Raw genomic sequence first — 24,418 nt, forward strand, 5'->3', positions numbered from 1 at the left:
TTGTGACACCGGCCTTCCAACTTTTTTGATAACAAAAAAAGGCGCCGTAACGCCTTTCTTTCTTTTGTTCTGCTTGTATCAGATTGCACGCGTGGCTTCATCGAGCCACGCTTTCTCATCGGCCGAGAGATAGGGCGAGAGCTGCTCGTTGACCATGCGGTGGTAGCTGTTCAGCCAGTCGATTTCTTCCTGTAAAAGCAGCCGGCGGTCAATGGGCGCGGTGCTGATGGGGCACAGCGTGAGCGGCTCCAGCTGCAGGAAGCGGCCGAACTCGGTCTCCTTGTAGTCGGTAATGAGCAGGGTGTTCTCTATCCGCACGCCGAAGCGGCCGGCCAGATAGATGCCGGGCTCGTCGGTAACGGTCATGCCGCTGCGCAGCGGTGTGGGCATGTACTCCATCCGTATCTGGTGAGGGCCCTCGTGAACGCACAGGTAGCTGCCCACTCCGTGGCCCGTTCCGTGCAAGTAGTTGAGGCCTTCGCGCCACATGGCCTCGCGGGCCAGGGCATCAATCTGCGTGCCTGTGGCGCCGTCGGGGAACTTGGCAAGCTCCAGCCGGATGTGCCCCTTGAGCACGAGGGTGTAGATGTGGCGCTGCTCGTCGGTAAGAGGACCGAGCGGAATGGTGCGCGTAATGTCGGTTGTTCCGTCCTGATACTGCGCTCCGCTGTCAAGAAGCAGGAAGCCCTCGGGCCGTAGCGGCACGTCTGTTGCAGGCGTTGCCTCGTAATGGACGATGGCACCGTGCTCCTGATAGGCGGCAATGGTATCGAACGAAATGTCGCGAAAAAGGGGCTGACTGCGGCGCAGCGAGGTGAGCATACGATCTACTGAAAGCTCCGTCTGGCCACCTGCAGCCACGGCGGATGGCAGCCATCTCAGGAACTGAACCATCGCTATGCCGTCACGGAGCATGGCGTTGCGAAAGCCGCTTATCTCTGTGGGGTTCTTCACACACTTCATCTCGGGCACCGGCGAGGGTGCATGGACAACCTCGGGGCACTTCACCAACTTGGTAAGCGTGTAGTTGGTGGCCTGTGGGTCGATGAGGATATTGTACTCGCCGTAGTCCTTCAGCCCCGCTGATACGCGGCTGTAGTCGTCGGTCTCCACCCCTTGCGCTTGCAGATAGGCCACCACCTCGGCCGTTAGTTTCTCCTTATTTATATATAAGGTGACACGGTTCGTGGAGACAAGAAGATAGGAAACGAACACGGGATTGCAATGAACATCGGTGCCGCGGAGGTTGAGCAACCAGGCTATGTCGTCGAGTGCAGCCACCAGCATGCCGTCGGCATGGCGGCTGCGCAGGGCCTTGCGCAGGCGCTGCAGCTTGGAGCGGGTGTCCTCGCCGGCATATTCCAGGGGCTGGATTTCCACCTTATTGGCAGGCAGGGCAGGCCTGTCGGCCCATGCGAGGGCAAGAGGGTCGAGGTTGGTACGTAGGGTGAGGCCGCCCTGATGGCGCAAGTCGGCCGTAAGTTGCTGTACGAACGCGTAGCTGTTCACCATCCCGTCGAGCCCCACCTCGGTCAACCCGCCGCCCTGCAGCTCACTGCCTATCCACTCGGCAATGGTGGGCGTGCCCTCCACCTTCAGCTTCATGAGCTGGAATTCCGTGCCTTTCAGCTGCTCGGCGGCGGCAAGGAAGTAGCGCGAATCGGTCCACAGAGCGGCCGAGTGCATGGTAACAACGGCCGTGCCGGCCGACCCATTGAAACCCGATATCCACTCGCGGCCCTTCCAGTGGTCGCAAACGTACTCGCTGTTGTGCGGGTCCGTACTCGGAAAAACAAACGCTCCGAGGCTTTCCCGCTGCATGATTTCCCTGATTTTAGCTATTCTTTCGGTTACAAACTCATTCATACGGCTTTTTGATTATTAGACATCACAAAGATAACTCTTTTAAGAATTAATCACAAATTAATAGCAATGGAAATGGCGGTGATACGCCTTTTTTTGTTAACTTTGTAGAATAACGGCGGCTTTTGCAGCCTATGCTGACCCACCGGAACCTGCACCAACCCTGCAAACTGCAACAAACTCTATTTTCAGAAATACGAACCTATGGCCAAAATCACAGTCCAGAACACGGAAATCAGCATCATCTCGCGCCGCGACGACGATTATATTTCGCTCACCGACATGGCTCGCAGCCAGCTGCAAGAACACATTATCTTCCGCTGGCTCAGCCTGAAGAACACCATAGAGTACCTCGGCGAATGGGAAAAACTATACAACCCAGCTTTTAATTGTACCGAATTCGGTACAATTAGAAACATGGCCGGCAGCAACAACTTTGTGCTCTCTGTCAAGACTTGGATAGAAAAGACGGGGGCCATAGGCATCTTCTCCAAAGCCGGACGTTACGGCGGAACCTACGCCCATCGTGACATAGCCTACCACTTCGGCATGTGGATGAGCCCGAAATTCCAACTGCTGCTTGTCAAGGAGTACCAACGCATGAAGGCGGAGGAACAGAAAGCGCTTGGATGGACGGCCAAGAGGGAGCTGTCTAAAATCAACTATCACATTCATACCGATGCTGTGAAAAGCCACCTGATACCGGCCGAGGTCACGGCGGCACAAGCCGGAGCCATCTATGCGGAAGAAGCCGACGTGCTGAACGTAGCCATGTTCGGCATGACGGCTAAGCAATGGCGCGACGCCAATCCTGAACTGAAAGGCAACATACGCGATTATGCCACCATCAACGAGCTGATATGCCTCTCCAACATGGAAAACATCAATGCCGTACTCATCAACGACGGCCTGCCGCAAGGCAAGCGGCTGCTGCGTCTCAATCAGATAGCCATTCAGCAAATGCAGGTACTCGAAGACTCGAATAACCGGAAGCTGCTGAAATAAAGGAAACGGGGAAACGGCCGGTTCATCGTCTCCCCGTTTCTTTTTAAGCCGAAACCGGCCGGCAGCCACGGCTCACCTGCGTTTGGAGAAGCCATTTCCACATGGCCGGCTCTTCCGCCTCAAGCCGCCGCCCGTACACCTTCGGGCCGGGAAACTCATTCATACGGCTTTTTGATAATTAGACATTACAAAGATAACTCTTTTAAGAATTAATCACAAATTAATAGCAATGGAAATGGCGGTGATACGCCTTTTTTTGTTAACTTTGCGGTGCCAAGCTGCCAAGAGGCGACAAGGCGACGCGTGAAAGCGGAAGATTTTAATTTAAAACTTTAAATAATTAAAAGTTATGGGATACTTAACTAACGACAAACTCGTCATCGTCGGTGCTGCCGGCATGATTGGTTCAAACATGACCCAGACAGCTCTGATGCTGGGTCTCACTCCTAACATCACCCTTTACGACGTGTTCTCAGCCGAAGGAGTGGCCGAAGAAATGCGCCAGTGCGGTTTCGACGATGCCAACATCGTTGCCACCACCGACCCCAAGGAAGCTTTCACCGGCGCCAAGTACATCATCTCTTCAGGCGGTGCTCCACGCAAAGAAGGCATGACACGCGAAGATTTGCTCGTCGGAAACTCCAAAGCCGCCGAAGAACTTGGCGACAACATAAAGAAGTTCTGCCCTGATGCACGCTTCTGCGTCGTTATCTTCAACCCGGCCGACATCACCGGTCTGGTAACCCTCGTACACTCCGGACTGAAGCCGAACCAGGTTGCCACCCTCGCAGCCCTCGACTCCACCCGCCTCAAAGGCGCACTGGCAAAGCACTTCGGCGTAAGCCAGGCCGCCATAAAGAACGCCTACACCTACGGCGGACACGGTGAGAAGATGGCCGTGTTTGCATCGCCCACCACCGTTGACGGCGTGAAGCTGACCGACGTTATCGCCGGAAAAGCAACCGTGAACGGCAAGGGACTGACCGCTGATGAATGGAAAGATATGCAGGTAGAAGTAACTAAGGGCGGCGCAAAGATTATCGAACTCCGCCGCCGCAGCTCGTTCCAGAGCCCTGCCTACCTTGCTGTCAAGATGATAGAGGCTGCCATGGGCGGTGAGGAATTCACCTACCCGGCCGGCACCTACGCTGACACGGCACGCTACAACCACGTGATGATGGCCATGCCTACACGCATTACAGCCGACGGCGTGTACACCAAACCCGTACAGGGCACGGCCGACGAGGTTGCTGCTCTCGACGCATCCTACGCTCACCTGCAAGGTATGCGCGACCAGGTTATCGCCCTCGGCGCCCTGCCACCGGTAGAGAAGTGGAGCGAAATAAACCCGAACCTCTAAGCACTCACGCTTACCAACCATAAAGGCTGCCCGAAGCATCAACACTTCGGGCAGCCTTTTTTGATGTGTTGCCATTACAACAGTACGCTCGCTGCACACATAAAAAGCGGCTGCACTGCATGCTGCGGTCGCTCACATGCCGTTACACCAAGCTCACCACGTTATTAATCACACCCATAACACTAAGAAGCAGATATATCCATGAACTGATTACCTCGTGCCGCCGGCCAGGTATCTGCTTGTCGACCTGCATGAGCCGGTGCAGGTAAAGGACGTACCCAAACGCACATACCGTTAACCCCACAGTGCTGACTATGATAAGCCACGACAACTTATGTCCATGGCTGATAGTAGACAGCAATACGAGCACAGCCCAAATGAGGTCAAGCCAGCCTTCCTTATCCCTTAGTTTCTCAAATTCTTCGGTTGTTATCATTTCCCTGGTAGTTTGATGTATGGGTTAACCCAATGCAAAAATAAGCAACAACTGCTTAACAGCAACACCCCGCCTCCATATATTAGCATTTATTAAGAACCGACACCTACGCTGCCGCGAGCCAGGAGCAGATTTGGCGGAGGTATCGTTCAAGGAGCTTGAAGGTATCGGTCAAGCGCCTTGAACGTATGCTTCAAGAGGCTTGAAGGGCACCTTTTACATTCTCGTTTGTAAGCTCTTGATTTTCAATACTTTGCAAACAGGCTCTAAAAAGGGCTTTTTCTGCTGCCATCATCCCCTCCTAACCTCCCCTTTCTAAGGGGAGGAAACGCTGCTGATATTATTTACAGACAGAGTAACAAAGTCTTTTTTCCGTTGTCGCGGGGTTGATAGCAGATAGTGATAAATAAGGAATGATGAGCAAAAAGACAAACTGGTACCCTCCCCTTGGAAAGGGGAGGCGGAGGAGGGGATGATAAATCAGCAGAAAAAAAATATTTTGTTACTCTGTCTCTATCATTTCTCCACGGCGCAGAAAAACATCACCGCACAGCCAGGAGATACAAAAAAGGAGCGTGGCAGGGGGCCGGAAACGAAAATGGGGCGTGCCGGACGAGCCGGCACACCCCACAAGTTGGCTGCTGAAAAGCAATGATTAATAGTTGGGACCCTCGCCAAATGCGGGCGCGCCCTTATCGTACCAAACGCGTTCTGCGTTGAGTGTCTCGGGGCGAGTGCCGTCGCAGAAGGTGAAACCCTGCTCGCTGAAGGCCTCTTCCATCTGCGTGCGCATCTTCTCTCGCTCGTCGGGCTGAACCTGATAGAAGCGTCTCGGTATCTGATTGCTCTCCTTTATGTTGACCCAAGGGATGAGCGTACTGCCCACCTTGGGCACTCCCGAACGGCGAACGGTTACGAACTGGTCGATGGGCAGATAGTAGAAGTGCAGATACTGCTGGATGTAAATCTTCTCGAGGTCGGCACTCTTGTTGCCCGTAAGCTGATAATCGGAGTGTGCGAGCATGTCGTTTATCTCGTTCTCACCGTAAACCACGGGCTTGTCCTGCAGTCCGTCGTAGCACTGGGTGTCAGAGTAGTAGGGTATCTTGTTGAGGGTTGCCAGGCGGTTATACTCCTCGGCCGAGGCCCGCAGGGCGGTGGTGAAGTAGTCCTGTGCCGTCTTGGGCAGGTCGGCTCCCAGCGTCTTGAGCTCCGCGAGGTAGAGGTTCATCTCGGCGGTGCTCATGGTCATGCCCCACCAGGGGTTGTCGTCGGTGTCCTGAATGACCCGGCCGCCGGGTTTGGTGGGGAAGGTGAAGTCCACGCGGCCGCGCATCAGTTCCTCGTTAAAGGTGGAGTACGGGCGGTAGGTCTTGCTGGCATCGCCCACGGTAACGGTCCAGCGGGTGGTTACAAAGTAGTTGTCGTCGCCTATGTAGCGGGCGTCGTCGTCCAGGTTCTTGCCTACCGGTATGCCGTAGTAGCGCACCCAGGGCTCGCCGTCGCCCTTCCAGGCCTTGAAGTGCTTGTGGCCGGCAGCGTCGGTAGTGGTCTCCACGTTGTCCAGGATGTACTTGGGCACGGAGCAGCGGGTGTCGCCGGCGGCCTGTGCGTCGAAAAACGCCTGTATTACCTCTGCGTTGTAGCTGTTCTTGGTGAACATGACAAGCATGCGTGGGTCCTTGTTCTTCTTCATGAAGTCGATGACATTCTTGCTCGAGGCCTGCACATTCAGGCCGTTGCCGGTCTGGTATGCGTAGTCTCCATTTTTGCCATCGTTCACATCAGTGCCACGGTTATAGATGTAGTCATCGGCCAATCCACTCATGATGTTGTCCTGGCTGGCGCCCACCTCCTTGGCTATTTCCAGGGCCTTGGCCTTGTTCTGGTGCAGCAGGCGCACGGCTATCTTGAGCTTGAGGCCGTTGGCAAACTTGGTCCACTTGCTTAGGTCGCCGCCGTAAACGATGTCGTTGGCGCCTGCCTGTATCTGGTCGGGGTCCTTGAAGGCCGCGATGTCGGCATCCAGTTCCTGCAGCCACTCGTTGAAGAGCTCCTCCTGCGTGTCGTACTTGGGCGTAAGGGGGCCGCCGTACTTGAGCATCGAGGCCTCCGAATAGGGCATGGAGCCGAACATGTCGGCGTCGTTGATGGCCAGCGAGATGGAGAGCACGTTTGTAATACCCTTCATGGCGGCATATTGATTGCCCTTGTCGAGGCGGGAGATAACGTCTTCTATCTCCTTTTCATACTTGCGCACGCCGAGGAACTGCGAACCGTTGCCGCCCAGGGCGCCCATCTCGTTGAAGCGGTCTCCGAAGCTCCCGGCAGGCGTATATGACTGCACGAACTGGGTTGTATAGATGCCGTCGTAGTACCAGAGCAGGTAGTCGAAGGGCTGATAGCTTACCTGGGCCTGCGTGAGCAGATAGGGTACGTTAGGCGTACCGATGCTGGCAGGGTTGGTGTTAATCTCTGCGAAGTCGTCCTTACTACAGCCTGTGGCGAGCAGTGCGGCTCCCATGAGCAGGGCGGTAAAGGATTTATTGATGATATTCTTATATTTCATAGCTTGAAGTTTTACACCTTTAGAATGTTGCATTGATAGTAAAGAGGTAGCTGGCCGTGTACGGACTGAACGAACGCATACGGAAGTTGGAGGCTCCGGTGCCACGAATGGACTCGGGGTTCTCATGGTTGGGCGCCGTGTTGAGCAAGTAGCAGAGGTTGCGACCCGTAAGAGTTACGGAGAGGCTGCGGGCTCCGATGTAGCGGAAAATGCTCTGCGGAACACTGTACGAGAGGCTTATTTCGCGCAGCGAGATGTAGTTGAGCTTCTTCAACCAGTCGCTGTTGACAACGCCCTGACCCCAGCTATTGGAGAAGTAGGCCCACGACTGCAGGTGTGCGGGCTCCACATAGCCGGCATCGTAAGCCTGCTGATAGGTCATGCCGCCTACATCCTGGCTTGCACCCGACGGGGTTGTAACGGTGGTTCCGGCATCGAATACGGCGTTGGGAATAAATCCATCGTAGTAGGTTATGCCCTTGCTGTTTTCATACTGGCTCACCCACTGCATGCCTTCGCGGTATTTGAGCGAAGTGCCCGAATAACCGTAGGCCGTAGCATAACGCGAGTTGTAGGAAGCAACGTAACCGCCGAAACGGGCATCGAGCATCATGTAGAGGCTCAGGTTCTTCCATCGGAGGGTTGTGTTGAGGGAACCGAGGAAGTCGGGGTTCATGGAACCAATCTCTTCTACCACACCGGAGCGGAGCGTATATGGTGAATGATAGCCATTTAGCCATGTAATAACGGGCAAACCGGTCTTTTCGTCAATCTTGGGTTTGGCATCCGACATCAGCAAACCGTAGCTGGAGCCAACCTTGGCCACCGAACCTACGCGGTAGTTACCATAGTCGGGCGAGCCGTCGAGCACAATCCAGTTGGCTACGTCTTCGTGAAGCGAGACAATCTTGTTGGCATTGTGGGTGTAAGTAAAGTTCAAGTCCCACTGCCAGTCGCGTGTCTTCACGGGCGTGGTGTTGAGTGCTATCTCCAATCCGGAGTTCTGGATGTCGCCTGCGTTAATCAACTCATTGGTTACACCCGACCATCCCGGAACGGATACTGACATAATCTGGTTCTTCGTGTTCTCCTTATAATAAGTGAAATCAATGCCGATGCGGTTCTGCAGGAAGCGCCAGTCGAGACCTACTTCCCATGAGTTCTTGCGCTCAGGTTTCAGGTTTGTGCTCTTGATTTCAGAGGGGAGCTCGAGTCCGTACACCTTTCCGCTCTTGGTATAGCTGCGGAGCGTGTAGCCTGAATTAATGTAGTAAGGGTCGGTATCGTTACCTACCTGTGCCCACGAAGCGCGTATTTTGGCAAACGAAACCCATGAGGGAAGCTTGCCGCGCAGGGTCTCGGTGACAATCCAAGAGCCCGAAACGGAGGGATAGAAGTAGGAGAAGTTGCCGTGACCGCTGGTATATACCAGTGCCGACGACCAGTCGTTACGGCCTGTAACATCGAGGAAGAGCTGGTCTCTCCAGCTTGCACCAACGGCAAAAATAGTGGAAACGATGCGCTTGGTGTTGTATTTGTAGCCTTCGAACGATGCCTGGTCCTTGGAGTTTGCAATGAAGTACTGCAGTGGAACCACCAATCCGCCGTTGGTATGTTCGCCGTTGTACTGGGCGTGCTGGTTGAAGTATTCTTCACGAAGGAAGCCATGAACCTCGAAATCGTCGTTCAGTCGCTTGTTCACATTTGCGCTCACGTAGGCATTCTCCTGCTTGACAGAGCTGTGAGAGAGTGAGTACGAGCCTCCTTCATTTGCGTAGCCGGCGCCCGGAGCCTTGCCTTCAGTGTCGATATAGTAATAGTTGAAGTTGACTCCTGCCTTGAGCTGAAGCCAGCTGGCAGCATCAACCGTAAGGTTTACTACAGGCCTAACGGTAGTCTCCTTCTGGTAGTAATCGTTCTCGTAGATATTCCACCACATGTCGCGGGCAGGTACCGAACGGTACTGGTCGCCGTAAGTGGCGCTGGCCAAGCCACCGTGCTCGCCCTTGTAAAGATGCTTGTACTTGTTCACGTCGTACTCGCGGGGAATGTTTCCGCTGGCAAAAGCCTCGCCTATATTCATCTGTGCATTGCGCGGCTTGGACTGAACGAAGTTGATGGAGAAATCGAGCATCACGCGGTTTCCAATCTTCTGCGAAGCCTTACCCAGGAAGGAAAAGCGGTTGAAGGTGTTGCGCGGCGTGAGTCCCTTATTGTATTTGTAGGATGCGGAGGCGTAGAACGTAGTCTTGTCCGTACCGCCCTGCAGCGATACATTGGTGTTTGTATTGAACCCGGTGTTAAAAGCATCCTTGTAGTTGTCGGGATAGATGCTCAACGAACCCATGGTTCCGTCGTACTGCTCGAACTGTTTGCCGGCAGCCCATGACTTGTGCGGGCCCCAACCTACGCCTCCGGCGTTGCCGTTGTGCTGCTCAATCATGGAGTATTCGCCGTCGTTATTGCGTGAATAAGCGCTCATGTTGTCGCTCCACCTGTTACCGGTTTTGTCGTAATCGTCGCCGTACTGCACCAGTCCGGGGAACGCTCCTTCCAGATACTCGTTCTGTAAATCGGGCGCCTTGTACACATAGTCGATGCCCAGAGTCTGCGAGAAGCTGATGCCCAGGCCCCGACCGCTCTTGCCGGTCTTGGTGGTTATCACCACGGCACCGTTCAAGCCGCGCGAGCCGTAGAGGGCTGTGGCGGCGGCACCCTTCAGCACCGACACGCTTTCAAAGTCGTCCGGGTTCAGGTTCTTCAGCTGGTTACCGTAGTCGTTGATGTTCGAATCCCAGTCTGCATCACCCGTATTGGAGCTCGGGTTGTCAAGGATTACGCCGTCGATAACGAAGATCGGCTGGTTATTCTTGTTCAGAGTAGAGGCGCCGCGGATTTGTATTTTCGTGGAGCCGAACATGCCTCCGTCCGACTGGTTGATTTCTACGCCGGCCACTTTGCCCTGCAGGGCGGCCACCGGAGAAATGGTGTTGGCACGTTCAATTTCGTCCGACTTCACCTCGGTTACGGCATAACCCAGGGCTTTAGTCTCGCGTTTCATGCCCAGAGCGGTAACAACAACCTCATTCAGGGTCTCGTCGCCCTCCTTCATGACAATGTTCAGCGAGCGGCGGTTGCCTACGTTAACGGTCTGCTTGTCGAACCCGATGTAGGTTACTTCTAACTTGGCATTGCCGTCACAGGTAACGGTGAATTCGCCGTCGATGTTCGTCGTCGTGCCGCCATTGGTCCCCAACACGTGGATGCTGGCACCAACAATAGGCTCACCCTGTTGGTCTACAACCGTACCCTTCACCGTAATGTTCTGCGCGTAGAGTGCAGCAACAGCGAAAAAGCACAAGAAGGCTGTAAACATAGCTCTCAATGAGAAAGATAGTTTAGTATTAACCATTCTGTATAAATTAAGTAAATAATAAGTTTTTTGTAAGGTATTGCAAAATTAAACATCTTTTTCATATTATCAAACTCTTTTCACCGAAATTTAAAAAAAATATAATTCAGCCTGCAAAAATGTACGTTTTGCCTGCTTACAGGTAAGTATCAGCCTGCGGGGTTACGTTTTTTATTTGTACCTTTGCACCGAGTTATATATAATAATAGGTATAAGTAAAAATGGATTTAGTTAAGGATAAGGAATTCGGAGGCGAGCGTCCGCTGTTCGGCATGCACGATTTCCGACTGGAAAACATTACCATTACCGACGGCGAGTCGGGCATTAAATGCTGTCAGAACCTGGAATGCAACAACTCGAAATTCTACGGTAAGTACCCCTGGTGGCACGTTGACGGCAGCCTCATCAGCAACTGCTACTTTGCGCCGGGCAGCCGCTCGGCCATCTGGTACAGCAACGACATGGTGATGAAGGACTGCGTAATCGACGGCCCCAAGTTCTTCCGCGAGATGAAGAACCTTGAACTGGAGAACGTGAAGATTAACGATGCCGACGAAACTTTTTGGAAAGTAGACGGTCTCAGGCTCAAGAACGTGGAGCTGCACGAGGGAACCTACCCCTTCATGTTTTCCCGTAACATCTACGTAAACGGACTTACGTCCGACGCGAAGTACGTGTTCCAGTACTGCGAAAACGTGGAGCTGCACCATGCCAAGATTGTTACAAAGGACTCCTTCTGGGAGTGTAACAACGTGACCATCTACGATTCGGAGATTGATGGCGAGTACCTGGCCTGGCACAGCAAGAATGTAAGGCTGGTGCGCTGCCACATCGGCGGTGAGCAACCGCTCTGTTATGCCGACCACATCACGCTCGAAGACTGCACCTTCGATGCCGCCTGCGACCGCGCCTTTGAGGACTGCACCAACATCAGCGCACAGATTAAGGGCGCCATCACCAACATCAAGAACCCCATTTCGGGCCGGATAGTGGCCGACAGCATAGGTTCCGTAACCTACGACGAGTTTGCCAAAGGCCACGACTGCATCATCGAGACACGCGCATGACCTACAGTTTCGACAAGGATACCCACCGCCGCGGCACCAACTCCTATAAGTGGGACATCACGGCCGAGAGCGACGTGCTGCCCATGTGGGTGGCCGACATGGACTTCGAGACTGCTCCGTGCATCACGGAGGCTCTCCGGCGCCGCGTTGACCACGGCATCTTCGGCTACACGCTGGTGCCCGAAACGTACTACGAGGCCGTTATCAGCTGGTTCGGCCGGCGCCACGGGTGGTCCATCAACCGCGAGTGGATACTCTACACATCAGGGGTTGTGCCCGCCCTATCGTGCGCCATCAAGGCGCTCAGCATGCCGGGAGAGCGCGTACTCGTGCAGACGCCGGTCTACAACTGCTTCTTTTCCTCCATCCGCAACCAAGGGTGCGAGGTCGTGGAGAGCCCGCTCATCAGGCAGGGCGACAGCTACAGCATCGACTTCGACGACTTTGAGAGCAAGTGCTCCGACGAGAAAACGACCCTCTTCCTGCTCTGCAACCCTCACAACCCGGCCTGCCGCGTGTGGACGAAGGAAGAACTCACGCGCATGAACGACATCTGCCAGAGGCACCATGTACGCGTGATAAGCGACGAGATACACTGCGAGCTCACCATGCCGGGCCACACCTACACGCCGTTTGCTGCCGCCTCGCAGGCTTGCCTCAATAACAGCGTGACGCTGAACTCGCCCTCCAAGTCGTTTAACACAGCCGGTTTGCAGATAGCCAACATCATTTGCAACGACGCGGAGACCCGACGGAGGATTGACAGGGCCATCAACATCAACGAGGTTTGCGACGTCAACCCCTTCGGCCCCATCGCCCTGGAGGCTGCCTACAATGAGGGAGAGGAGTGGCTCGAGCAGCTCAACGCTTACATCTGGGGCAACTACACGGAGCTGAAGCGGTTTTTCGCCGAGCGGATGCCGCAGTTGGAGGTCATCAGACTTGAGGGAACGTACCTCGTCTGGGTAGACATCACGGCGCTGGGAATAACCTCCGACGAGGCCACCGACAAGCTGCTGAAGGAGGGCCGCGTGCTGGTAAACAGCGGAACGATGTACGGCAGGCAGGCCGGCGAGGGCTACCTGCGCATCAACATCGCCTGTCCACGCGCCCGCATGATGCAAGGTTTGGAGCGTATCGCCCGCGTGCTGGCCCGGTAATCTGCCCTTTTTAAGAAGAGGAAAGGCAGCTGCAGGTTTCCTGCTGATTAGCTCCTAATGATTAAAGACAGAGTAACAGAGTATTTTTTCGATTGCGATGAGCTTGTTTGATAGCAAGAATAAATCAGCAACAATTTGCAAGAAGACAAACTGGTAACCTCCCCTTTCCAAGGGGAGGCGGAGGAGGGGATGACTTGATAGCAGGAATTAGCAAGGCTGCTTAAGATATCATCCCCTCCTAACCTCCCCTTTCTAAGGGGAGGAAACGCTACGCCACCACTGCTGATTATAATAGGTAAGCCCCCCATAAACAAAAATCAGCAACAAAACACTCCATCATCACCCATCACCTAACATCCAACACCCGTAATTCCAACACCCAACACCCAACCCCCCATGACCCGAGAAAACTTTAAATTCGAGATTTGCGCCAACGGCGTTGAGAGCTGTCTGGCCGCCCAAGAGGGCGGAGCAGACAGAGTAGAACTGTGCGCCGGCATACCCGAAGGCGGCACCACACCCTCTTACGGAGAAATAACAGTGGCCCGGCGGCTGCTCACCACCACCCGCCTGCACGTCATCATCCGCCCGCGCGGCGGCCACTTTGTCTACTCGCCCCTGGAACTGGAGCGCATGGAAGCCGACATCCGCGCGGCCAAGGAGCTGGGAGCCGACGGCGTGGTCTTCGGCTGCCTGAACCCCGACGGCAGCATCGACGCCGAAGCCAACAGCCGCCTGCTGGCCTCGGCCCAGGGCATGAGCGTTACCTTTCACCGCGCTTTCGACCGCTGCAGCAATCCTACGGCGGCGCTGGAACAGCTCATCAGCCTGGGTTTCGACCGCATTCTCACCTCCGGACAGCAACCCACGGCCGACCAGGGCACCGCTCTGCTGGCCCGCCTGCACCGCCAGGCCGCCGGCCGCATTATCCTGCTGGCCGGCTGCGGGGTAAACGAAACGAACATACACGCCATCTACGCCGCCACCGGCATACGCGAGTACCACTTCTCGGCGCGCGAACGCGTGGCCGGCAAGATGCTGTTCCGGAACCCCGCCGTGTTCATGGGCAGCCCCGATGCCGACGAGGACACCCTTCTCTACACCACCCCGCGCCGCGTGCGGGCCACCATCAGCAGCCTCATCGACCGCGGTGAATAAGCCGCAAACACCGCAGCAGGAATGCAGCCGCAGCCACGTGGCAAAGCAAAAGCTATCGTTCAAGCCGCTTGAAGGATAGCTCCAAGGCCCTTGAACGATACCTTCAGGCGGCTTGAACGGCAGCTTCGGGAAAGCCGTTCATTATCAGCACTTTACAAAGAAGGCAAAAAACAGCCGGATACAAGCAGCAAGTTGCTCTTGTATCCGGCTTGTTTATAGAGTGAAATCCTGAAAAACAGATGATGCGGAGGTGGCTTTCAGGCGGCGCGTCAGTGCACTCTGCCCGTGTCCCACCAAACACGCACGCTCATGCCATCACCCTTTCCGCTGTTCAGCGCCTTGTCAGAAGCGTTGGAATTCTCGCGCAGTTCGTCGTCCGTATAGCGCAGTTTCTTGATGAACTGGCCTGCGGGAAGAGTCGTTTCGAGGGTCACGGCCACCGGCATGAGGGCCGGATAGCCCGTGCGGCGGAACTCACTCCAGGCCTCAACGCCATCGGGATAGAGCGCCAGCCACTTCTGCGTGATGATTTGACCCAGGTGACCTTCCTCGCTGCTCTGCGACTCCCACTTCACGCTGCCTGTGGTCTTGTAGGTCTGGTCGTTGGCAGTAGAATAGTAGGACTTGTCCACTCCCTCGCGTTCTGCATCAAACGAAGCCTGTATGCCGGCCTCGTAGGCAGCCTTGGCATCACCTGCCCCGGCCCATCCATGCAGCGCGGCTTCGGCCCGGAGGAAGCAGACTTCGGAGTAGTCCATTATCTTCATGCGCTTGGAGATGCAGAAGGTGCTCTCGCTGTTGTCGTTGGTGTTCCAGCCGGGCATGGCCTGCAGACCCCACACATACGAGCGGCTGTCGTCGGGATAGGCAGCAAGAGCCTCGGAAGCCAGTCCGTTGGGCACGCCTGCATATTGCGGCGAGGCGGCCTTCGACTTCTTGGTATGGCCGAACCAGAGCGCTGTCCGCGGGTCGAGTACGGTGCTCGTGTGCTTCAGCATGTTCTCCATCGTCTTGCTCATGCAGAACTCTCCCCAGCCTGAAATCTGGAACAAAGGCCACCCGTTGGCACCGGTGCCGGAGATGTAGACGCCGGCATTGTCGGCATTTGCACCCAAGAGCCCGCCCTGAGCCTTGAGTGCAGCCTCGCCTTCGGCCTTGGCCTTGGCGGGGTCAACATAGCTCAGGCGCAGCGCATAGCGCAGGCGGAGCGAGTTGGCCAGCTTCACCCACTTGCTCAGGTCGCCGTTGTAGATGAGGTCCTGGTTGTTTTTGAAGCCCACCATCATGGCATCGGTGAGGTGTGCCGACAGCTCCTCAGAGGCTTCGGTCAGCTCCTTGAAGATGTCGTTGTAGATGCTCTGCTGGCTGTCATACTTGGCATTGCTGTTTCCCAGGGCCGCTTCGGTGTAGGGAATGTCGCCGAAGATGTCGGTCGTCTGCGCCGTGCAGCGTGCCGTGAAGATGCGTATCACCTGGTAGATGTTGCCGTATTCGGGATGCGAAGCCATCATCTCGTCCACTGCCTTCTTCTGTTTGAGCACGCCGACGTAGTACGAATTCCAGAATCCATCTGTCACCCAAGCGCTGTTGTAGGTATAGCTGCCGGAGTTGAAGTAGGCCGCCGAGTTGGCAAAATACTGTGCGTAGAGGTTGGTGTGCAGGTTGTCGCCCACCTGATATTCCCACGACCCCATCCTTGACCCTTGCTCCTCGATGTAGGGGAGCATGTAGGCAGGGTCGCCGTCGGTAATGCCCATGGGGTCTTTGTTCATGTTGTCGAAGTCGTCGGTGCAGCTAACAGTCAGCACGACCATCATGCAGGCGCTTCCTATTCGTTGTAAGATATTGCGTTTCATGAGTATCTGAATTAGAATTTAACATTGAGTGAGAAGCCTATAGAGCGCGTAGGAGGCATGGAGGCGAGCTCGAATGCCTGCGCGTAGTCATTGCGCGAGAAGGCTCCCTCGGGGTTAACGGGGGCGCTCTTGTGCAGGTAGAAGAGGTCGCGGCCTACGAGTGAGAGCTTCACGTACTTAATGGGCGTGCGGCTGAACCATGCCTGGGGCAGGATGTAACCTACCGACATCTCGCGCATCTTGACGTAGCTGCCGCTGTAGAGGAAGGCCTCGGCAATGCCTTCGGGGCCTGCTATGTTGGTCCAGTAGTTCTCGGCACTCACGCCCTTGGTATTGGGCTGGCCGTCTGCTGTTACGCCTTTGACCACTATCTGCTCACCGTTCTCGCGCCCGTAGACGGTCTTTGCCGACGTTCCTTGCTGGCAGGCGTAGTTGTCGGTGTTAGAGATGAACTTGCCGCCTTGCCGTATGTCGAGCAGTGCAGAGAAGGAGAGGTCTCGCCAACGCAGTGTTGTGCCCAGCGAACCGGTCCAGTTGGGCAGCATGTTACCTATCACCTTGTCCGACTCCTTCTCCGGAAGGCCGTTGGCGTCTACCACGATGTTGCCGTTTGCATCACGCTTGTAGGCGTTGCCAACGATGTCACCAAACTTGCCGCCTTCGTTCACCACGACTTCTCCTACACGCGTTCCGCCAAGCGAAAAGCGCGAAATCTCCGGGTCAAGTGTCTCACAACGGGTGCGGTTCAGGCCCCAGTTCAGGCTTACATCCCACTGCCAGTCCTGCGTCTTGACAGGAGTACCGGCCAGCATGAGCTCAACACCGTGGCTCTTTATCTTTCCCGCGTTGATGCTTTTTGATATGTAGCCTGACGAACCGGGCATGTTGACGCTCAAAATCTGGTTGGTCGTGCTGGTTGTATAGTAGGTGAAGTCCACGCTCAGGCGGTTGTCGAGGAAGTGGGCTTCGGTACCTATCTCGGCCGAATTGGTCTTCTCGGGCTTCAGATCGGCCAGAGCCTTAACCTTGCTCTTGTACTCCTTGATGATGGCGGGGTTCACTTTGTCGCCCGAGGCATCAAGTTTATCGCCCGAAGTCCAGAGGTAGTAGAGCTCTGCCAGCTTGTAGGGATCGGTGTCGTTGCCCACTTGGGCCCACGAGCCTCTTACCTTCCAGTACGTTACCCATGCCGGGAGCTTGAGTGCCTCGGACAGAATAACGCTGGCGCTCACCGATGGATAGAAGTACGAACGGTTGGTCTTGGGCAGCGTAGACGACCAGTCGTTGCGGCCGGTGATGTCCAGGTAGGCGAAGTTCTTGTACCCGAAAGAGGCTGAGAAGAACAGAGACTGGATTTCCTTCTTGGCGTATGCCTCGCTTACTGTTTGCGTCAGGCCGTTTGCCAGGCCGATAACACCGGGCGTGGCAAAGAGCCCGGAGTAGCCTGCCAGCCCGTCGTTGCGGCGGTTCATCACCGAAGCACCGGCGTTGGCATTGACGGAAAAGTCGCCGAAAGTCTTGTCGAAGTAGAGTATCAGGTCGGCATTGAACTCCTTGTTGGTAAGCGAATTGTTCACGTACTGCGATGCCGAAGACGTTGGGTCGGGCAGAGTATTGAAGTTCTTTATCTGGTCATTGAACCAGTCTACGCCCGCACGGCCCGTCAGATGCAGGTAGTCGGTGAACCTGAACGAGGCACTCACCTGCCCTATCAGCCGGTTGCGATCCATGCGGTTGCCGTTTTCGGACATCGTGAGGGCATACGGATTGGCGTAATTATCACTCGGTCCAGACCAGTTCACATTATTATATATGTAGTTGCCGATGCCGCGCGGGCTGCGCAAGTCGGCCAGGCGGATGCCCCGGGGCATCTTTACCAGCTGCACCATGAGGCCGTATTCGCCCTGTCCGGGCCTGTTGTAAGTCTTCTCGTGCATGTAGTTTACCTTGGCGCCCAATGTGAGGAAGCCGCTGCGGAACTCCGTATTCAGGTCAAAATACTGCCTGTTCTGCTTGTAGTTAGGCACGATGTCGTTGGCACGGGAGTCGGTGAAGGAGAAGCGCCCCATCAGATTGTCGCCTCCGGCCGTAGCAGTAAGGGTGTTGGTGTAGGCAACTCCGGTCTCGTAAAAGTCCTTGATGTAGTCCTTCTGCGGCGTGAGAGCGTACGGCTCGTAACGAGTATCGCCGTAGAACACGCTCCGCCAGTTGTCTATTGTTTGCCCTTGCATGCGCGGACCCCAGCTCATCTTCGACTGGATGTCATACTTTCCGGCGTTTCCTTGGCCGTAGATGTTCTGGTAGTCGTAAGGAGAATAGGCGTTGGTAATGCTCAGCGTGCCGTTGTACTCAACGCGCAACGGCTGGTTGAGGCGCCCTTTCTTGGTCGTGATGACGATGGCACCGCTCTGTGCACGCGACCCGTAGAGGGCTGCAGCATTGGCTCCTTTGAGGATGGAGATGCTCTCTATGTCCTCCGGGTTTATCTCGGCAGCGGCGCCCGAGTAGTCGGAACCGCCCCACTGGTCGGCCTGGCCCACGCTGTTGTCGCTGATGGGCATGCCGTCTACCACCCACAGCGGCTGGTTGTTGCCGCTAAGCGAGTTGAGACCGCGCATGATGATGCGCGTTGAACCGCCCAAGCCCGTGCCCGACTGGGCTATCTGAACGCCGGCAACCTTGCCCTGCAGCATGTTGGCCACACTGAAGTTCTTGTTCTCCGTGAGCCCATCGGTCTTCACCTCCTGCATCGCATAGCCCAGCGCTTTTTTCTCTCGCTTGATGCCCAAGGCCGTTACCACGACCTCGTCCAGGCTGTTGTCGCCCGGCTGAAGCACCACGCGGAAGTCCGACTTGCCTGCAGTGGCGATGGTTTGTGACTGATAACCGAGGTAAGAAACCAACAGGTTTCCCTCTCCCTTGATGGTGATGGAGAACTTGCCGTCAACGTCCGACACGGCGCCCACGCCCGTTCCGTCCATCTTGATGCTGGCTCCGATGACGGGTTCGCCCGTCTCATCCAGCACAATACCATTGATTGTGCGTTCCTGTTGCTGTGCAAGCAGGGTGCCCGGCACGTGTGTTACTGCCTTGGCAGCACCGCCATTGAGACAGAACAGGCCAAGCAGAAAGGCACAGGAGACCTTTCTCAATCGTTTTTCATGTTTCTGGCTACTCATAATTAGATAGTTATATTAAATGATTAAGTAATCATTCGCAAATTTAGACTATACTTTTAATATATGCAAGAGATTTCGAAAAATAATTTCGTTGCTTACCAGAAAAATCGAAAAACAATTACAATATCGGCATTAATTACAGCTATCAGCAAATGAAATGACAGTGAGCAGCACGCTTGCTGACAGGCTTCAGCCTGGCCACAGCACCCGGCGGAAAAGACAGCCTCTGCCGAACGGAAAAACAAAAGGTATCGTTCAAGCCGCTTGAAGGATAGCTCCAAGGGCCTTGAACGATACCTTTTAGAGGCTTGAACGGCACCTCCGGGAAAATGGGAGGGCAGCAGAGAGGGTAATGCACTGGCTTACAGCGCTTTCTGATGGTTATGTCATGGGGCTGAACCCGACAGCCTTCGCACGGGCGCATGCCACCCCAAGCAGGCTGCGGGGAGCCTGCCGGGGCCTCTGCTGTTAGAATTTGAAGCAACCGGAGAGCGGCTTTCCACCCGCGTCGAGCACGCGCAGGCGGAGCTGACCGCCGTTGTGGTCGAAGTAATGCACGTCTATCGGGTGCATTCCTGCTTTGAGTGCACGCTGTCCGATGAGCTCCCGGGGCGAGTGTTCGCCGTCGTTGTCGACCACCATCTGCCCGTCTATCTTCAGCCAGCTGCCGTCGTCGGAGAGCAGGGCGAAGGTATAGATGCCGTCGGCCGGTATGTTGATGTAGCCTGTGAGCACCAGGCCGATGTTGCCTTTCACGCCTTCCGGTATCAGCACATCGCGCACTTCGTAGCGTCCGTTCACCTTGGCTTTGTCGATATCGGCACAGCGCACGCCGCCGAAATCATGCCACACGGCCTGCAATCCCGGCCGGCCGGGCTGCGCATTGACGGCAGGCGACAACACCTCTTTTATATAACGGCACTTCACCACGCCGCCCTTGCGGCCATTGGGGCCGAAGGTTCGGAACGTGAAGTCGGTGCTCTCGGTTATCTCGAAGGGGCCTTCGTAGCGCTTGGAGTCGGCCTGCGGCAAGGTGCCGTCGGTGGTGTAACGGATTACGGCCGACGGGTCGAGGCAGCCAATCTTAACCTGCGCGCGGTCCGTAAACACGTTGGTGTTGTAAAAGCCCGTAAGGTCAGGTATGCGGTAGGTAACGCCCAGCCGGCGCAAGCGGCTGTAGTGGCCGGCCAGGCGACGGTTGAAGTCGCCGAGGTTCATCGTCTCGGGCTTGCTCCACCCAAGCTCCGCAACGGCCAGCATGCGCGGAAAAGCCATGTGGAACATGCGCTCGCGCGTGGGTACCTGCTCGGTCCAGAGGTTTCCCTGCACACCCAGTACGAGCTGCCTTTCGGCCTCGGTGAGGTCGGCGGGCTGCGGATTGAAGCGGTAGATGTTGGCAATGCTGTTCTTGTCTTCCTCGTAGTCGAGGTAGAACTGTGCGTTGGGCGTGCAGATAACGTGGTTACCGTGGCCGGTGGTTTGCTTCATCGCGCGCGGTGCCCACGTGCGCCACCACATTACAGTGGCCGTAGCAGAGAGCCCGCCCTCAATGATTTCGTCCCAGCCTATCATCTTCCGGCCGTTTGATGTAAAGAAGTCTTCCATCTGATGCAGGAACCACGCCTGCAACTGGGCCTCGGTCTGCAGTCCGTTCTCACGCATGCGGCGCTGGCAGTCGGGGCATTTCTTCCAGTTGGTCATGTCCACCTCATCGCCTCCAATGTGCACATATTTAGACGGAAAGAGGCCGAACACCTCGCGCCACACGTCCTTACAGAAGTCCAGCATCTTGTCTTTACCGGGGCAGAGTGGCGTGGTGAAGAACTTGCCCCACCCCGTTTGGGGGAAGCAGGAGAGGCCTTCGTAGTTATTGATGGCGGCCAGGCTGTGGCCCGGCATGTCTATTTCGGGTATCACCTCTATGCCTCTTGTGCCGGCGTAGGCCACTATCTCGCGGATGTCCTGCTGCGTGTAGTAGCCTCCGTAGAGCGTGCGGCCCTGCGCGTCGGTGCGGGTCTTGGTTTTATCTACCACCATATCGGGGTTATCCTCGGCCTTGGCGCGGCTGAGGCAGGTGCTGTCCTGGTTGTTGTACGTGCGCCATCCGCCGTTCTGAGTGAGCAGAGGATACTTCTTGATTTCTATCCGCCAGCCCTGGTCATCGGTGAGATGCCAGTGGAACTTGTTGATTTTATAGAGCGCGAGTACGTCGAGCAGCTCCTCTACTTCCTGCTTGGTGAAAAAGTGGCGCGAGCAGTCGAGCTCCATGCCACGCCACTCGAAGCGCGGCTCATCGGCTATCTCGACGTACGGCAGCGTCCACCGGCGGCCGGCGGAGGCCGTCTTCAGCTCCACCGCATCGTCAAAGAGCTGCCGCAGGGTGGCAATACCATTGACGACGCCGGCGTAACCGCAGCCGCTTATCTGTACGCCCCCGCGGCCCACGGAGAGCCTGTAGGCGCCCGTCTTGCCCCCGGTCTGCAGGGCCAAGCGGATGGTGCCGCCGCATTTTGTCAGGCCTATTTTGTAGCCGGTAGCACGCGAGAGCAGCCCTGATAGGTACTGCGCGGCCGGCCGCAGACTTGCATTCTGGCAACTGATGGTTACGCTCCGGGGGAGCAGATACTGCCCGCTGCCCCACTCTACATGGTTGGGCACGGGAATCAAGGCCTGCTGCTGGGCCGCTGCCGCAAGGCTCACGCACAGCAAGCCGACAATCATTGTTAGCTTGAAGGTTTTCATCTGGTTTCTGGTTTCTTGCTTACAAAAGTACGCAATTATTCTCACAAAGCCATCATCAATGGCCAAACAATAGGCAAATACGAGGTTTTAGCCCTGGCGAGACGATGGAGTTTGGCCGAAATGTGTTATCTTTGCACCTATGAAGTACGTCGACGTAATCCTGCCGTTGCCCCTTGAGGGCACTTTCACTTATGCCGTTCCCGCCGCCATGCAGTCCAAGGCGGTGGCCGGCGTGCGCGTACTGGTGCCGCTGGGCAAGACCAAGACCTACACTGCCCTGGTGCTTCGACAGCACGACAGCAAGCCCGACTTCGACGTGCGCGACATCTACGCCGTGCTTGATGACGAGCCCGTGCTGCTCTCTACGCAGTTCTCGCTCTGGCAGTGGATAGCCGATTACTACATGGCTCCATTGGGCGACGTGTACAAGGCGGCCCTGCCGGCGGGGCTGAAGGCCGAGGACGGCTACCGTCCACGCACCGAACTGTACGTTAAACTGGCCGAACCGCTGCGCCATGAGCACGCACTGCACGTGGCGCTGAGCACCTTCGGCCGCGCCGCCAGGCAGCAGCAAGTGTTCATGGAGTATCTGGCCATGTCGCACTGGGACACGCTCGAGGGCGACGCAACGGCCGAGGAGGTGGAAGAAATCACGCGCGACGAGCTGATGAACACCACCCACTGCACGGCTGCTGTCATCAAGTCGCTCACCGAACGCAAGTTCCTGGTAGCCTACCAGCGTGAGGTGGGACGCCTGAACCGCGGCGGCGAGCCCCATCCGGAGAACATCAAACGCCTGAACGAGGCCCAGCAGGATGCCTACAACCACATTCTGCTGCAATCGATGAGCAAGAACGTGGTGCTGCTGCATGGCGTTACGTCGAGCGGCAAGACCGAAATCTACATCCATCTCATAGCCAAGGCCCTGCAGGAACACCGCCAGGTACTCTACCTCTTGCCCGAGATAGCCCTCACGGTGCAGATAACCTCGCGCCTGCAACGGGTGTTCGGAAGCCGCCTGGGCATCTATCACTCCAAGTATTCCGACGCCGAACGCGTGGAGATATGGAAGAAGCAGCTCTCTCCGCACCCGTACGACATCATCCTGGGGGCACGCAGCGCCGTCTTTCTTCCGTTCCGCCAGCTCGGTCTGGTCATTGTTGACGAGGAGCACGAGACCTCCTTCAAGCAGGAGGAACCGGCCCCCCGCTACCATGCGCGCAGTGCAGCCATCATGCTGGCACGGCTCTCCGGGGCCAAGACCGTGCTGGGTACGGCCACTCCGAGCATGGAGTCGTACCACAACGCCATGACGGGCAAGTACGGCTACGTGCAGCTCTCGACCCGTTACAAGGGCATCAGCCTGCCCCAGATACAGGTGGTTGACATCAAAGACCTGCAGCGCCGAAAGCTCATGAGCGGCCCCTTCTCGCCCCAGCTGCTGGCTGCCGTGCGCGAGGCTCTGGGCCAGCAACGGCAGGTAATCTTGTTTCAGAACCGGCGGGGGTTCGCCCCCATGCTGGAGTGTAAGGTGTGCGGATGGGTTCCTAAGTGCAAGAACTGCGACGTGTCGCTTACCTATCACAAGAACCTGAACCAGCTCACGTGCCACTACTGCGGCTTTACGTACCAGGTGCCGGCGGCCTGCCCCAACTGCGGTAACACCGACCTCACCGGCCGGGGCTACGGTACGGAGAAGATAGAGGACTACATCCGCGACCTGATACCCGAGGCCCGCGTGGCCCGAATGGACCTTGACACCACCCGCACACGGCAGGCGTACGAGCGACTGATAAGCGATTTTGCCGAAGGACGCACCAACGTGCTCATCGGAACGCAGATGATAAGCAAGGGACTCGACTTCGACCGCGTGAGTGTAGTGGGCATTCTGAACGCCGACTCCATGCTTAACTACCCCGACTTTCGTGCCTACGAGCACGCGTTCATGATGATGTCGCAGGTCAGTGGGCGCGCCGGACGGCGTGGAAAGCGCGGACTGGTGATGCTGCAGACCAAGAACCCCGACCTTGCTGTTATCCGCCAGGTGGTGGGCCACGACTACGAGGGCTTCTACAACGAGCTGATGGAGGAGCGCCGGCTGTTCCGCTATCCGCCTTTCTACCACCTTGTGTACGTGTACCTCAAGCATTCAAAGGACAGCCTCGTGGAAACCGCCGGCATCATGATGGGCAGCCAGCTGCGCCAGTGGTTCGGAGCGCGCGTGCTGGGGCCCGACAAACCGGCCGTTGCCCGCGTGAAGTCGATGAACATACGCAAGATAGTGCTCAAGCTGGAGAACGGACTCGACCGCGCCGCCGTGCGCCAGTACCTGCGCCAGGCCCGGCAACTGCTCATGCAGGACAAGCGCTTTGCCGCCCTGCAAGTATATTACGACGTTGACCCGCAGTAGCCTCGGGCGGCCCGGAAACATCCTCCGGGAACTTTCGACACCTGTCGCACGATTGTTCGACACTTGTCGCATTCATCTTCGACACCTGTCGAAAGTTCCCGAAAGGCATCTTCTGAACCGTTGCAGGTAGCTTCCGGCAACTCCATTACAATGTCTTGAGATTGACACTTGTTATCTTAAATAAAGTTAATAGATTTGTTT

General features: G+C 56.2%; 12 protein-coding genes. 6 read left to right on the forward strand and 6 right to left on the reverse strand.

Annotated elements, in window-relative coordinates; all coding sequences use genetic code 11:
• Window positions 1-78: 78 nt before the first annotated feature.
• A complete protein-coding gene (locus BMW31_RS01300; protein ID WP_091820120.1) occupies window positions 79-1,866 on the reverse strand; it encodes an aminopeptidase P family protein in 1,788 nt (595 codons plus the stop codon).
• A gap of 201 nt (window positions 1,867-2,067) precedes the next feature.
• Here BMW31_RS01300 and BMW31_RS01305 point away from each other — a divergent pair, with 201 nt between their 5' ends.
• Window positions 2,068-2,868 carry a KilA-N domain-containing protein gene (locus BMW31_RS01305; protein ID WP_091820123.1) on the forward strand — a complete coding sequence of 267 codons (801 nt, stop codon included), beginning with the start codon at window positions 2,068-2,070 and terminating at the stop codon, window positions 2,866-2,868.
• Window positions 2,869-3,217: 349 nt separating this feature from the next.
• Window positions 3,218-4,228, forward strand: a complete 1,011-nt coding sequence (locus tag BMW31_RS01310) for a malate dehydrogenase (RefSeq protein ID WP_091820126.1) — start codon at window positions 3,218-3,220, stop codon at window positions 4,226-4,228.
• Window positions 4,229-5,319: 1,091 nt separating this feature from the next.
• Here the strand turns inward: BMW31_RS01310 and BMW31_RS01325 are convergent.
• Both BMW31_RS01325 and BMW31_RS01330 read right to left on the reverse strand, forming a co-directional pair.
• Window positions 5,320-7,233 (reverse strand): SusD/RagB family nutrient-binding outer membrane lipoprotein, encoded by a 1,914-nt coding sequence (locus BMW31_RS01325; RefSeq protein ID WP_091820135.1) that lies wholly within the window; start codon window positions 7,231-7,233, stop codon window positions 5,320-5,322.
• 19 nt (window positions 7,234-7,252) lie between these two features.
• Complete coding sequence (locus BMW31_RS01330; RefSeq protein ID WP_255404779.1) at window positions 7,253-10,609, reverse strand: SusC/RagA family TonB-linked outer membrane protein; 3,357 nt, start codon at window positions 10,607-10,609, stop codon at window positions 7,253-7,255.
• A 257-nt stretch (window positions 10,610-10,866) separates the two neighbouring features.
• Here BMW31_RS01330 and BMW31_RS01335 point away from each other — a divergent pair, with 257 nt between their 5' ends.
• The 3 genes from BMW31_RS01335 to BMW31_RS01345 all read left to right on the forward strand — a co-directional run bounded on the left by BMW31_RS01335 (window position 10,867) and on the right by BMW31_RS01345 (window position 14,030).
• The gene (locus BMW31_RS01335) at window positions 10,867-11,712 is read left to right on the forward strand and encodes a DUF3737 family protein (RefSeq protein ID WP_091820141.1); all 846 of its coding nucleotides are present in this window, start codon (window positions 10,867-10,869) and stop codon (window positions 11,710-11,712) included.
• A complete protein-coding gene (locus BMW31_RS01340) occupies window positions 11,709-12,872 on the forward strand; it encodes a MalY/PatB family protein (protein ID WP_091820144.1) in 1,164 nt (387 codons plus the stop codon). The genes BMW31_RS01335 and BMW31_RS01340 overlap by 4 nt, the downstream gene beginning before the upstream one ends.
• Window positions 12,873-13,268: 396 nt before the next feature.
• Window positions 13,269-14,030: a copper homeostasis protein CutC gene (locus tag BMW31_RS01345; protein WP_091820146.1), complete on the forward strand. Its 762-nt coding sequence runs from the start codon at window positions 13,269-13,271 to the stop codon at window positions 14,028-14,030.
• Between the two features lie 269 nt (window positions 14,031-14,299).
• Here the strand turns inward: BMW31_RS01345 and BMW31_RS01350 are convergent, their stop codons facing one another.
• The 3 genes from BMW31_RS01350 to BMW31_RS01360 all read right to left on the reverse strand — a co-directional run bounded on the left by BMW31_RS01350 (window position 14,300) and on the right by BMW31_RS01360 (window position 21,807).
• Window positions 14,300-15,886, reverse strand: coding sequence for a SusD/RagB family nutrient-binding outer membrane lipoprotein (locus BMW31_RS01350; protein ID WP_091820149.1), 1,587 nt, complete (start codon window positions 15,884-15,886; stop codon window positions 14,300-14,302).
• 11 nt (window positions 15,887-15,897) lie between these two features.
• Window positions 15,898-19,065 carry a SusC/RagA family TonB-linked outer membrane protein gene (locus BMW31_RS01355; RefSeq protein WP_091820151.1) on the reverse strand — a complete coding sequence of 1,056 codons (3,168 nt, stop codon included), beginning with the start codon at window positions 19,063-19,065 and terminating at the stop codon, window positions 15,898-15,900.
• 468 nt (window positions 19,066-19,533) lie between these two features.
• Entirely contained in the window at window positions 19,534-21,807 is a 2,274-nt protein-coding gene (locus BMW31_RS01360; RefSeq protein WP_091820153.1) for a family 20 glycosylhydrolase, read from the reverse strand.
• Window positions 21,808-21,946: 139 nt separating this feature from the next.
• On the opposite strand from BMW31_RS01360, the gene priA reads away from it, so the two are divergent.
• The gene (priA, locus tag BMW31_RS01365) at window positions 21,947-24,217 is read left to right on the forward strand and encodes a replication restart helicase PriA (RefSeq protein ID WP_091820155.1); all 2,271 of its coding nucleotides are present in this window, start codon (window positions 21,947-21,949) and stop codon (window positions 24,215-24,217) included.
• Window positions 24,218-24,418 lie beyond the last annotated feature (201 nt).

The organism is Prevotella sp. kh1p2 (genome assembly GCF_900111525.1).
GTDB lineage: Bacteria > Bacteroidota > Bacteroidia > Bacteroidales > Bacteroidaceae > Prevotella.

What these genes read in the sequence shown, in the direction of transcription:
- BMW31_RS01300 (WP_091820120.1), bottom strand. Translation starts at nt 1,866, where the DNA reads ATGAATGAGTTTGTAACCGAAAGAATAGCTAAAATCAGGGAAATCATG.
- BMW31_RS01305 (WP_091820123.1), top strand. Translation starts at nt 2,068, where the DNA reads ATGGCCAAAATCACAGTCCAGAACACGGAAATCAGCATCATCTCGCGC.
- BMW31_RS01310 (WP_091820126.1), top strand. Translation starts at nt 3,218, where the DNA reads ATGGGATACTTAACTAACGACAAACTCGTCATCGTCGGTGCTGCCGGC.
- BMW31_RS01325 (WP_091820135.1), bottom strand. Translation starts at nt 7,233, where the DNA reads ATGAAATATAAGAATATCATCAATAAATCCTTTACCGCCCTGCTCATG.
- BMW31_RS01330 (WP_255404779.1), bottom strand. Translation starts at nt 10,609, where the DNA reads ATGTTTACAGCCTTCTTGTGCTTTTTCGCTGTTGCTGCACTCTACGCG.
- BMW31_RS01335 (WP_091820141.1), top strand. Translation starts at nt 10,867, where the DNA reads ATGGATTTAGTTAAGGATAAGGAATTCGGAGGCGAGCGTCCGCTGTTC.
- BMW31_RS01340 (WP_091820144.1), top strand. Translation starts at nt 11,709, where the DNA reads ATGACCTACAGTTTCGACAAGGATACCCACCGCCGCGGCACCAACTCC.
- BMW31_RS01345 (WP_091820146.1), top strand. Translation starts at nt 13,269, where the DNA reads ATGACCCGAGAAAACTTTAAATTCGAGATTTGCGCCAACGGCGTTGAG.
- BMW31_RS01350 (WP_091820149.1), bottom strand. Translation starts at nt 15,886, where the DNA reads ATGAAACGCAATATCTTACAACGAATAGGAAGCGCCTGCATGATGGTC.
- BMW31_RS01355 (WP_091820151.1), bottom strand. Translation starts at nt 19,065, where the DNA reads ATGAGTAGCCAGAAACATGAAAAACGATTGAGAAAGGTCTCCTGTGCC.
- BMW31_RS01360 (WP_091820153.1), bottom strand. Translation starts at nt 21,807, where the DNA reads ATGAAAACCTTCAAGCTAACAATGATTGTCGGCTTGCTGTGCGTGAGC.
- priA (WP_091820155.1), top strand. Translation starts at nt 21,947, where the DNA reads ATGAAGTACGTCGACGTAATCCTGCCGTTGCCCCTTGAGGGCACTTTC.